We start from the raw sequence: 10,896 nt of genomic DNA on the forward strand, positions 1-10,896 counted from the left end.
CATCAACGTGCCGATCCGCACCGTGCTCTTCACCGGCCTGTCCAAGTACGACGGGGTGCGCACCCGACTGCTCAAGGCCCGGGAGTTCCACCTGACGCGCCGGGGCCCAGGGTTACAGGTCAGAACACCATCTACCGACAGGAACGTCGGCTTGTCGTATCCGCACCAGCCGCAACCGACGGCTTCGGGTGCGAGGATCGCGTATGCGTGACCGGAGACCACCTCTCGTTCGATGGAAACTGCGGTGTCCGCCCGGCCTGACGTGACGGCCGACGGCGGGCGATCCAACGGTGTACGGCCCTCCCTTTCCTCTGCTACTTCTTTCCCTTGCTGACGTACGGTCCGCCGGTGCCGGAGCCCCACGCGACTTCATGGCCCCAACACGTACGACGAACAACAGCTGGAGCCCTGAAAAAAAGCCTTGGCCCCACCTGCACCCCGGCACCTATCACGCCGAGTGACGTGCTCCTACTGCTTCTCGGGGAGGGAACGATGAAGCCTGCTCCTCTCCTCGCCGCCCGTCGTGACCTCACGGCCGGGCGGCCCGTCTGCGTCCCGACGGATCTTTCCTCTCGACTCGAAGAACAGTATGCCACACCGCACAGGATGTCTAGTCTCTCCAGCCTAGATTTACTGGTCGCCGGTCATCAGGGTAAGCCACGAGCAGGGCGAGTTCTCAAGCGAGCAACGAACAAGACCCGCTGACCGACGGCATTGAAGACCGCCGCCCACCGCTCCCGCGAAGGCAATCAGCGGCCAACGGTTGGTGGCGTCGCATCGGCGGGTGACGAGGTGGCATTCCGGGTTTCGGGCTGCCGTTCGACCTCTGCTGCTGGGCGTGGCCGTCATGCCGGGCCGGGCGACCGACTTCCCGGGTGGGGACGGTCGGGACGTGAGGAGGCTCGCCCGGCCGTCGGGCTGGTCATCCAGCGACGAGCAGAGGATCCAGGGTGAGGCCGTGGTGGCGGTCGCTGATGGCGCGCATCCGCCAGCCGTTAGTGAACAGGGCCAGCAGCGCCCCGTCGCGGACCCGGGTGAACACCTCCACGCCGTCGGCTCCGCGTAGCCGTTCCTCGCCGGCTCGATCGGTGCGGCGTGCCACCTCGTAGGAGAGGTGTTCCAGTCCGGTGGTGACGCCGAATTCGGCGTCGAGGCGGGCCCTGGCGACCTCGAACTGCATCGGTCCGACGGCGGCGAGGACGGGGGCCTGTTCGCCTCGGCGGCCGTTGCGCAACACCTGCACCACGCCTTCGGCGTCGAGTTGCTCGACGCCGCGCTTGAACCGCTTGTAGGTGGAAGTGTCGGCGGCGCGAAGCACGGCGAAGTGTTCCGGGACGAACGAGGGCAACGGCGGGAACGTTACCGGCGGACCGTCGTAGAGGGTGTCGCTACGCGAGCAGCTCGCCACCGCCGAAGGCTTCGCCGACACCCTGCGCCATCAACTCGACCAGCACACCCCCGACCACTGATCGGACCAGATTCACAACCTCGGTGTTCAGGTGGGCGTCGACGGGGCGAACTTCAACCGAACATTGCGACGGTCTCGCCATGGGGATCGAGGCCGGGACGGCAGCGCTCAATGCTGTCCCCGTGCCAGGGTCTCGATCCCCCTCAGTGCCCTGGCCGTCCGGCAGAGGCTGCCGAGAGCAACAACATCTCAGTGACGATCCGCGTCACCGGGCGCGGGGGTCAGCAGTGAGTCGCTCGGGCCGTGGTTGCCTGCCGGGTATTTCTGCAACGGCACCGCCCCCGCTCGCCAGGCGTCGAGCACCGGTGCCAGGATGCGCCAGCATTCCTCGGCGGTGTCGCCCCGCACCGACAGTGTCGGGTCGCCGTCGAAGGCGCCGCGCAGCACCTCCCCATACGGCGGCAGATCGCCCGGGCCGAAGTCGGCCGTCAGGTGCACCTGATCGAGTTCCAGCGGGTTGCCCGGTCCGTTGATGTTGACGTCGAGGCCCAGCCGGTCCGGACCGAAGCCGATCCGCAGCCGATCCGGCTGGTCGTATCCGGTGAGGAAGGTGGGCACCCGGGGCCGCTGCTTGAAGGTGACGATCGCTTCCCTTACGCGTACCGGCCAGCGCCTTGCCGGAGCGCAGCCGGAACGGCACACCCGCCCACCGCCACGTGTCCAGGGCCAGCACCACCTCCGTCAGGGTCTCGGTCCCCCGAGCCGCGTCGATGCCCGACTCCTCGGCGTACGTGGGCAACCGCCGGCCGGAGACCTCGCCGGCGGCGTACCGGGCCCGCCGGCTCCACCGCACCGGATCGCCCTCGTGGCCTGCAGCACCTGCGCCTTGCGGCCACGCAGGTCCCGGGCGTCGAGGGTGGGCGGCGCGTCCATCGCCATCAGCGCGAGGACCTGTAGCAGATGACTCTGCACCATGTCAACCAACGCACCCGCGCCGTCGTAGTAGCCGGCCCGCCCCTCCAGGCCCAGGGTCTCGTCGAAGACGATGTCCACGCAGGCCACGTGGGCGGCACTGAGCACCGGTTCGAAGATCCGGTTGGCGAAGCGCAACCCGAGGATGTTCACCACCGTGGACTTGCCGAGGAAGTGGTCGATGCGGTGCACCTGGTCCTCCGGCACGAGCCCGGCCAGGATGTCGTTCAGCGACCGCGCCGAGACGGCATCCGTGCCGAACGGCTTCTCCAGCATCAGCCGAGTGCCGGGCGGCAGGCCGATGCGGGCCAGCGCGGCGGCGGCCCGGGCGGTGACCGTCGGCGGCAGCGCGAAGGAGAGCGCGCAGCACGTCGCGAGTCCGGTTTGGACGACGCCTAAGCGCAGAATTCCATGATCTTGATCTATCAACGCGGCGTCGCCGTCAGGGGTTGGCGTACATCTGGACGAGGACCCGGTCGAAGCGCAGCTCCGCGAGGTCCTGCCGGGGGATCGTCCAGTACACCGTGGCCATGGGGAGGCCCTCCCATTGCGCGAGGAGTACCCAGTCCTCCTTCGGGTTCCGCTCCTCGGCGAGCACTGCGGCGGACCCGAGGACAGGGTCTCCCCAGCCTTCGTGATCCGTCGCGTTCCCCCCGATCTGTAGCGGCACGTGCGCGGGTGGCCAGATTTCGGCCACGGCCTCGTCCCACGCTTGGGCCAGGGCCGATCGGTATTGGTCGTCGCGGTACTTCTCGCTGGGGGCAAGGGACACTTCGCGCGCCAGCCGCAGCTCACCGCGACGCCGCAGGTCGGCGTCCAGATCCTCGGGCGTGTCGTACGCGTACGGCTCGTAGTCGAGGTTCTGCTGGCGTTCCTCGACGGGGGTGCCGGCCGGGAGGTAGACCGCGCCGCCGGAGAGGACGGTGTCGTCCAGTTCGGCGACGGCGAACAGCAGCAGGTGACCGTCCGATGGGAGGGGCAGGTCGGTCGCGTCTTCCGGGATCGCGGCCAGGTCGATGGTCGCGATGAGCTGATGGTCGAAGTGATACTGCCGCCCCGTCGACTCGAACGAGGTTTCGGCCGCGGGCACGTCGAGCGGGAGCAGGAGAGGGCCGCCGAACCGGCCGACGACCGGGCCGTCCGCATCCGGGGACAACATCGCGCTGCGGCGGGCGGTGCGCAGCCACCGTTCCACGTCCTCAGCCGGTAGGTCGCGCGCGGCCGCTGCGGCGCGAAAGCGGTCGAGCTTGTTGCGCAGTTCTTCAGGCAGCGTGTCTTCGGGTTGGGCGACAAGCGCGCGGGCGGCCATGCGCACGGCGTGGTCCGGATTGTTCGTGAGTGCCGCCACGAACTGGCTGTGCGTGTCCAGGTTTCGCGCGGCGCACTCGAGGAGAAACCGCTTGCCCGGTGGGGTGAGCCGCTTGAACACCGCGAGGAGCAGGTCGGCGTGCTCAGCCAGGTAGGCATCGCCGTCGAGGGTGGAGATCATCCTGTTCAGAGCCTCGTTTCCGAGGGTCTGGCGATGGAGCAGCGCCACGAGGGTGGTGTGGGCCGCGATGCTGGCGGACACACCGCCGGCGCGTGCCACCTCGGCGACGAACTGCGGCGCCCAGCGTTCGGTCGCGTCCGGCGTGCCGGACTCCTCGGCACTCGGCGAGAAGAGCACCGCCGCCACGTCGTGCACCAGCCGTAAGAGCCAGCGGGGGACGTCGTCGGAGGTCCAGCCCCTGGCAGCAAGCGCGTTCAGCAGCTGGCCAAACCGGGCGAGGGTCTCCGGCGGGGCGGCGGCGTAGACGGCACGTCTGGCGTCCACGTCGAGGCGCGCCGCGCTGTCGCCGGCCAGGGCATGGGTTTCCAGCGTGGTCAGGACCCGCGGTGACCTGCCGTCCAGCAGGTAGTCAACGGCCTGGTCGTAGACCTCCGCGCCCATCATCCGCACCGGAGCCAGTACCGCCAGCGCTACCTGCGTGGTGTCGTCCGCCGCGTCCCCGCCCCGCGTCGTGTGCTCGTGCACGTTCTCCCCCGGTGGTCGTTCGGTGATCATGACACCTATTTGATCTTGCTCGGACAAAGGGTCCGTTTGTGAGAGGTCGGAGTGCCGGGCCATGCGCGCGCCGTTGTCCGGCCCGCACGGCATGGCCTGGCCCACCGTCTCTTCAGTCCAGGTCGGACATGTCGAGCACGAAGCGGTAGCGGACGTCGTTTCGCCGGAGGCGGTCGAGTGCCGTGTCCACCTGTGACGACGGGAGTACTTCAATGTCGGCGGCGATGCTGTTGTCGGCGCAGAATTGGAGCATCTCGGCTGTCGCCAGGCGGCCTCCGCTGCCTGCGGAACTGAGCTTCTTGCGGCCGATGAGCAGGTCCGTGGCCTCGACGGTGACGGGGCCCAGGTACCCGAGGAGGCTGAGGGTGCCGTCCATCGCCACCAGCTTCAGATACGCGGCGAGGTCGTGAGGGGCGGAGATGGTGTCGATGACGACGTCGAAGGTGTCGCGTGCCGTGGTCATCTGCTGGATGTCGGTGGAGTCGATGAGGTCGTGAGCGCCAAGCTTGCGGGCGTCGTCGCGCTTGTCCTGGGTGCGGCTGATGACGGTCGTGGTGGCGCCGAGCGCCACGGCCATCTTGACTGCGAGGTGGCCCAGGCCGCCGAGCCCGGCTACGGCGACGCGACTGCCGGGGCCCACGCCGAGGTGGCGCAGGGGTTCCCAGACGGTGACGCCGGCGCACATCAGCGGGGCGGCTGCGGCCGGGTCGAGGCCGGAGGGGAGCGGGTAGGCGAAGGTGTCGCGCACGACGTACTCGCGGGAGTAGCCGCCCAGGGTGGTCGACCCGTCCTGTCGGTCGGTGCCGCCGTAGGTCAGAGTCGGGAAGGAGTGGCAGAAGTTCTCTTGTCCGGCTTCGCACATGGCGCACACGCCGCAGGAGTCCACGATGTTGCCCACCGCGACGCGGTCGCCGAGCGAGAAGGTGGTTACCTCCCGTCCGATCCCGGTCACCACGCCGGTGAATTCGTGACCGGGCACCAGGGGCGCTTTCGTGTGCTGGTCGTAGGCGTGCAGGGCGTGCAGGTCGCTGTGGCAGACGCCGCAGTAGTCGACCTGCACCGCGATGTCATCCGGGCGTAGGTCACGGCGCTCCAGTGACATGCGCCGCAGCGCTGTCGGGCCGGCCGCCTGCCATCCGGTAGTCGTTCGCATGCTCACTCCTTAAACAGACTGTTCGGTCTGCCGAAGTTACACCCGGCTGCCCGTCATGGCAAACCGACTGTTCTGTTTGGTAGGCTGCGGGCATGCCGGAACAGCCCCAGACCTCGCGAGGCGCCGCGACTTACCAGCGCATTCTGGACGCCGCCACCGAAGAGTTCGCCCAACACGGCATCGCCGGGGCGCGCATCGAACGCATCGTGACGGCAGCACGCACCAACAAGGCACAGCTCTACGCCTACTTCGGCGACAAGGAGCGACTCTTCGACGCGATCTTCCTCAGCTCGCTGGAGCGCATTACCAACGTCGTGCCCATCGACGCCGAGGATCTCGCGGACTGGGCTGTTCGTCTCTACGACGAATACCTGCGCCGCCCCGACCTCATCCGGCTGGCGACCTGGACACGACTGGAGCGCCGGCCTGCCGGGCACCTCGTCGAGACGCACCAGCACTACGACGACGGCAAGCTCACGGCCATCGCCGAGGCCCAGGCCGCCGGGCGGGTTCGCGCAGGTGACCCGTTCGACATCATGGCCATGGTCATCGCCATGTCCATGGCCTGGTCACCGGTCAGCAACGTATATGCGGCCAGCAGCCAGGAACCCGATGACGTACATGACCAGCGCCGCGCCCTGCTCCGCGACTGCGTCCAAAACGCCACCGCGGCCGGCAAAGGCGACGCATCCCCCTCATAACTGCCACCGATACCTCTGGTGACGCTCACGCACGTTGCCTGGGCTCCGGCAGGACCGGAGCCCAGGTCTCACGCCGGAACTTCGGCTCCTTCCCCCCCCGTGAGTTGCGCGGGTTGGGCACCGTCGCCCGGATGGACAGCTCCAGGTCGAGGCGGCTGTTCATGTCCAGCTCGAATCTGCCGTACGGATTCACGTGGGTCCAGAAGAGTCAGCGAGTCCTTGTAGGTGCAGTCCTTGTAGGGTGCGCCAGGTGCCGGAGATCTTCTGTTGGAGCTTGACCGGGCGAAGATCACGTTCGGCCTAATTGTTCGTGAACGGCACGGCCAGGTCGACCACGAACCGCAGGAGCATGCCGCGGTAGGTGTGGAAACGCTCGGCCAGTTTGCCGGCTCGGGACAGTTCGCCGTGGCGGTTGGGCGGGTTCTGCTGCCGGCCGTAAGCGACCGCGCCGGCGTAGCAGGCCCGGATGTGGCTGATCTCGGCGTCGGTCAACGCGTCACGGCCAGCGGCGACCGCCTGCTCGGTCATCGTTTTGGCCATGAGCAGCGTGTCGGCCATCACCTCAGCCCACTGCTGGCCGGCCGGGTCGGTCCGCAGATCGCGGAAACGGCAGCGGCGCCTGACCGAAGTTGACGACATGAGCCTGTCGCTGTCGGCGAAGGGTTTGACGCACGGGGAGATCGCCGCCCACTTGGCTGAGGTCTACGGCGCTGAGGTGTCCAAGCAGACCATCTCCACCATCACCGACAAGGTCATGGACGGCATGGCCGAGTGGCAGAACCGGCCGCTGGACCGGGTCTACCCGGTCGTGTTCATCGATGCCATCAACGTCAAGATCAGGGATGGTCAGGTCGCGAACCGGCCGATCTACCTGGCCATGGCGGTCACCGTCGACGGCCACCGCGACATCCTCGGCATCTGGGCCGGCGACGGCGGCGAAGGCGCCAAGGACTGGCTGCACGTGCTCACCGAGCGGAAGACCGCGGCGTCGCCGACGTGCTCATGCTCGTCTGCGACGGCCTCAAGGGCCTGCCCGAGGCCGTCGAGGCGGTCTGGCCCCGCGCCATCGTCCAAACGTGTGTGGTGCGCCTGCTGCGCAACTCGTTCCGCTACGCCGCCTGGCAGGACTGGGACAAGATCGCCAAAGCACTCAAGCCGGTCTACACCGCTCCCACGGAGGACGCCGCCACCGAGCGGTTCATGGAGTTCGCCGACGCCTGGGGCAAGAAATACCCGGCGATCGTGAAGCTGTGGTCCGACGCCTGGGCCGAGTTCGTGCCGTTCCTCGCCTTCGACGTCGAGATCCGCAAGGTCATCTGCTCCACCAACGCCATCGAGTCGGTGAACGCCCGCATCCGCAAGGCCGTGCGAGCTCGTGGGCATTTCCCGAACGAACAAGCCGCGCTCAAATGCGTCTACATGGCGCTGATGAGCCTCGACCTGACCGGCGCCGGCCGCCGACGCTGGACCATGCGCTGGAAGGCACCGCTGAACGCCTTCCAGATCGCCTTCGAAGGCCGGCTCACCCCGGCCAACCACTGACCAACTCAACAACCAAGATCAGCCGTTAACTTGGCCCTGTCTCACATTCGGTGGTGACCGAGGGTGCTGCTATCCGAGGAGGATGCGGTGGCGAAGCAGGGTGAAGCCCGCTCGTCCGTGCATTTGGCGTGCGATCCGTTTGGTCTTGGTGTTGACGCCTTCGGTGGGGCCGTTGCTGTAGGGAAGCGTGAGCGCTGCGTTGACGGCGTCGCGGTCCCGTTCCAGGCCCCTGGTGAAGGCGTGCAGATGAGGTAGATCGACCGCGCGGACCTGGCCGATCCAGAGCGAGAGCCTGTCGGTGTTTCCTGGGTGAGGCGTCAGGAGTTCGGCGAAGCCCCCGACAACGGCGGCGAGTTGGGTCATCTCGAGGCAGGTTGCGGTGAGCTGTGCCAGAAGATCTCGATGCTCGGGTTTGAGGTTGTCGGGCCTGGTGAGGATCATCCGGGCGAGCCGGCGCGGGGAGATGTGGCTGCGGTCAACGTCCGCGCGGCCTTGGTTGATGTACTTGTGCAGGAGGTTGAGGCAGCCCTCGTAGCCGAGGGCCTTGATCTCTTCGAAGAGGTGCGCGACGGGAACGCCGGGGTCCTCGGCTCGACGTTTGCGTAGGTGCTCGCGGTAGGGGTCGACGAGGCTGGCACGGTACTTGGGGACGCGGAGCATCCGCTCGGGCCGGTCGGCTCGCGCGTACCGCTTGACGGTGTTCAGGGCCAGATGTAGACGGCGGGCGGATTCGAGCAGGCCGACTCCCTGATCGAGCAGGTCATGGACCTGGTGCCAGCGTTCCAGGGTCGTCTGCGCGCGGGGCCCGTCGTAGATGGGTGCGTCCAGTACGGGGGCCCAGCAGGTGCTGTGCGCCTTTACCTCGCTGAGGGCCGCTTCGCACAGGTTGTGCCATAGGTGCCACCGGTCCGCGACCTGCACCGCATTGGGCAGGGCGCGGCGGATGGCCTCGGCGTAGGTGGCCGAGCCGTCGCGGCACACGACCTCGACGCTGGGATGCTCACGCAGCCACGCTTCCAGCGTGTCGGCGGTGCGGTCGGGCAGTACTTCGATCCGCTCATGGGTCTCGGCGTCGATCACCACGGTGGCATAGCGGTGCCGCCGGCGCAGAGCAAAATCGTCAACGCCGATCACACGAGGCGTCCGCCCGGTGGGCAGCGGGATGCGCAGCAGGGCGCGCAGGGCCGTGTGACGGGACAGGCCCATGGCCAGTATCGCCAGCAAACGCGAGCCCGCCCGGCCCGCTAACTCCTTGACCACGGCTTTGACCTGCCTGTTCAGACGGGCCGTGCGGCGCTGGTATCGCTCCAGCACCCCGGGAACCTGTTCGCGGAAGGTGTGGCGGCAGCCGCGCGTGGGGCACACCAGACGCCGCACCCGCACGCGGACCACCACCCGGCGCCCGTCGACCGGAACATCGGCCGCCGTCCGCCAGTGATAGCCGTGGACCCGTCCCGACGAGGCCCCGCACACCGGGCAGACCGCGGTGTCCTGCGGCGTCCGGGCCCGCACCACGATCCGCTCACCCTCGTCGACCACGTCCTCGATGACCAGCGGGGACAGCCCCGAGAACACCGCCTGTACAAGCTCGTTGACAGCCTCCACATAGGAACAACGACCCCCACTACCCCCCCCCGTCACCACCGAATGTGAGACAGGGCCGTTAGCGAGACAGCCCCCGCCCAGGCCGAGGCCCACGTCGAGGCGGCCCTCACTCAGCATGTCGAGGCTCGTGAGGTTCCGCGCGAGCAGTATCGGTGAGTACCAGGGGGCGTTCAGTGTGCTGGTTCCGAGCCGGATTCGCTCGGTGACGGCGGCGGCGGCGGTCAGCACGGTCAGCGGGTCAAGGAATGTGGTGTACTCGGGCGGCATCCGTCCGTCGGCGCCGCCGGGGCACCGGTCACGTGGATTCACCGGGTCAAGGATGCGGTCGCCGGTCCACAGGCTGTCGAAACCGAGCGCCTCGGCAGCACGGGCTACCTCAATGACCGCATCCGGCCCCACGAACGCCCCGTACTGGCTCAGCGCCAGACCAACCCGCTGGTGAACGTAGGGCATCGCCCCTCCCTCAGAATTTGTGGGTTGACCGTCGAGACGGTCGTGGATTCCACCACGCCCAGCCTTTCTCGGTGGTGAGGGGCCTCGCCTCCGAATCACCACGGGATGCCCTTCGGCCCGGCCCGGGGATCATCCGAACGACAGGGGCAGACAGTCATAGCGGGCCGGGCGGCCCAGGTCCCCGACCGGGGACGATCTGCGTGTTGGTGAAGAACGCGCTGTAGCGCCAGCCATCGCGTTCTTCGAACAGCGTCAGCTGCGCTCCGGGGTGAGGGCGTTCGCGCCGGATGATGACCCGCATCCCGGCTGGCCAGCCGGCCAGGTGCGGCAGGTCGGTCAGCTCGGCGACGGCGGCGCCGTCGCGCACACCACCGTCGGCGTCGATCGCCGGCGACCAGGCCGAGGGGGCAGGCCGGTGATGGCGGCGCGTTCGGCCTCGCCGATCGACCAACCGAAGGAGTACTCCACCCGCCGGCCGCACTTGCCGTCCTGCAGGGTCAGCCAGTCGAGCACGGCGTGAATGGCCGCCGCGGAGTCACCGCGGATGAGCAGGTGCCGCCGATGTTTAGTGGGGGCCTGCGCGACCGTCTGGACGAGCAGGTCGAGGGGATCGGCGGCGGTGTTGGCCCCGGCGTTGCCCAGCCGCAGCTTCACCGCGAGCAGCTCGGTCCCAGGTCACCTGGATCGGACGGAAGCCGTAGGTGTGCTTGTAGGTGGCCGCCGCGCCTTCCCTGTCGCTGTGCGCGATCACGATCGTGGAGTCGACGTCCAGCACGACGACCCCGGCACCGACGTCCCGACCGGCCGCCTTGGCCACCGGTGAACCGCTGAACAACTGCCACATCCGCGCCCGCACGGTCGCCCGCGCTTCAGGGGATGGACATGATCATCGACGCCCTCAACGCCGTGGGGGGGGGCCGCCGCGGCCCCCGCCGCCCCAAAAAGAAACAACCCGCAAAGCGCGGCCCGAAACCAAACAGCGCCCAGCCCCGCCCCCGCGAACGGCACACCACGAGGT

General features: G+C 68.3%; 7 protein-coding genes and 6 pseudogenes. 4 read left to right on the top strand and 9 right to left on the bottom strand.

What is annotated here, in order from left to right; all coding sequences use genetic code 11:
* A partial coding sequence (locus ABZS42_RS31490; RefSeq protein WP_355151549.1) for a hypothetical protein occupies window positions 1-211 on the top strand: 211 nt, incomplete at its 5' end.
* Window positions 212-922: 711 nt separating this feature from the next.
* Here ABZS42_RS31490 and ABZS42_RS31495 read toward each other — a convergent pair.
* On the bottom strand, window positions 923-1,348 hold the full coding sequence (locus tag ABZS42_RS31495) for a hypothetical protein (RefSeq protein ID WP_355151551.1): 426 nt from the start codon (window positions 1,346-1,348) through the stop codon (window positions 923-925).
* A gap of 25 nt (window positions 1,349-1,373) precedes the next feature.
* Here ABZS42_RS31495 and ABZS42_RS31500 point away from each other — a divergent pair.
* Window positions 1,374-1,469: pseudogene (locus ABZS42_RS31500) on the top strand (MerR family transcriptional regulator); the annotation flags it as partial.
* A 188-nt stretch (window positions 1,470-1,657) separates the two neighbouring features.
* On the opposite strand, the pseudogene ABZS42_RS31505 reads toward ABZS42_RS31500, so the two are convergent.
* From ABZS42_RS31505 to ABZS42_RS31515, 3 genes and pseudogenes are all read right to left on the bottom strand, one after another.
* A pseudogene (locus tag ABZS42_RS31505) lies at window positions 1,658-2,734 on the bottom strand (glucose-6-phosphate dehydrogenase); the annotation flags it as partial.
* 88 nt (window positions 2,735-2,822) lie between these two features.
* Entirely contained in the window at window positions 2,823-4,424 is a 1,602-nt protein-coding gene (locus tag ABZS42_RS31510) for a DUF1963 domain-containing protein (protein WP_355151553.1), read from the bottom strand.
* A gap of 112 nt (window positions 4,425-4,536) precedes the next feature.
* A complete protein-coding gene (locus ABZS42_RS31515; RefSeq protein WP_355151555.1) occupies window positions 4,537-5,577 on the bottom strand; it encodes an NAD(P)-dependent alcohol dehydrogenase in 1,041 nt (346 codons plus the stop codon).
* 92 nt (window positions 5,578-5,669) lie between these two features.
* Between ABZS42_RS31515 and ABZS42_RS31520 the strand changes: the two genes are divergently transcribed.
* Window positions 5,670-6,278, top strand: coding sequence for a TetR family transcriptional regulator (locus ABZS42_RS31520; protein ID WP_355151557.1), 609 nt, complete (start codon window positions 5,670-5,672; stop codon window positions 6,276-6,278).
* A 231-nt stretch (window positions 6,279-6,509) separates the two neighbouring features.
* Here ABZS42_RS31520 and ABZS42_RS31525 read toward each other — a convergent pair.
* Window positions 6,510-6,626: pseudogene (locus ABZS42_RS31525) on the bottom strand (transposase); the annotation flags it as partial.
* Window positions 6,627-6,879: 253 nt separating this feature from the next.
* On the opposite strand from ABZS42_RS31525, the pseudogene ABZS42_RS31530 reads away from it, so the two are divergent.
* Window positions 6,880-7,820 (top strand): annotated as a pseudogene (locus tag ABZS42_RS31530) (IS256 family transposase); the annotation flags it as partial.
* A 69-nt stretch (window positions 7,821-7,889) separates the two neighbouring features.
* Here ABZS42_RS31530 and ABZS42_RS31535 read toward each other — a convergent pair.
* The 4 genes and pseudogenes from ABZS42_RS31535 to ABZS42_RS31550 all read right to left on the bottom strand — a co-directional run bounded on the left by ABZS42_RS31535 (window position 7,890) and on the right by ABZS42_RS31550 (window position 10,532).
* Entirely contained in the window at window positions 7,890-9,395 is a 1,506-nt protein-coding gene (locus ABZS42_RS31535; protein ID WP_355151559.1) for an ISL3 family transposase, read from the bottom strand.
* Between the two features lie 114 nt (window positions 9,396-9,509).
* Window positions 9,510-9,878, bottom strand: a pseudogene (locus tag ABZS42_RS31540) (LLM class flavin-dependent oxidoreductase); the annotation flags it as partial.
* 184 nt (window positions 9,879-10,062) lie between these two features.
* Window positions 10,063-10,275 (bottom strand): annotated as a pseudogene (locus ABZS42_RS31545) (IS1380 family transposase); the annotation flags it as partial.
* Window positions 10,215-10,532, bottom strand: a complete 318-nt coding sequence (locus ABZS42_RS31550) for a hypothetical protein (protein WP_355151561.1) — start codon at window positions 10,530-10,532, stop codon at window positions 10,215-10,217. The gene ABZS42_RS31550 and the pseudogene ABZS42_RS31545, both read right to left, overlap by 61 nt.
* Window positions 10,533-10,896 lie beyond the last annotated feature (364 nt).

Source organism: Micromonospora sp. NPDC005367 (assembly GCF_040606825.1).
Lineage (GTDB): Bacteria > Actinomycetota > Actinomycetes > Mycobacteriales > Micromonosporaceae > Micromonospora.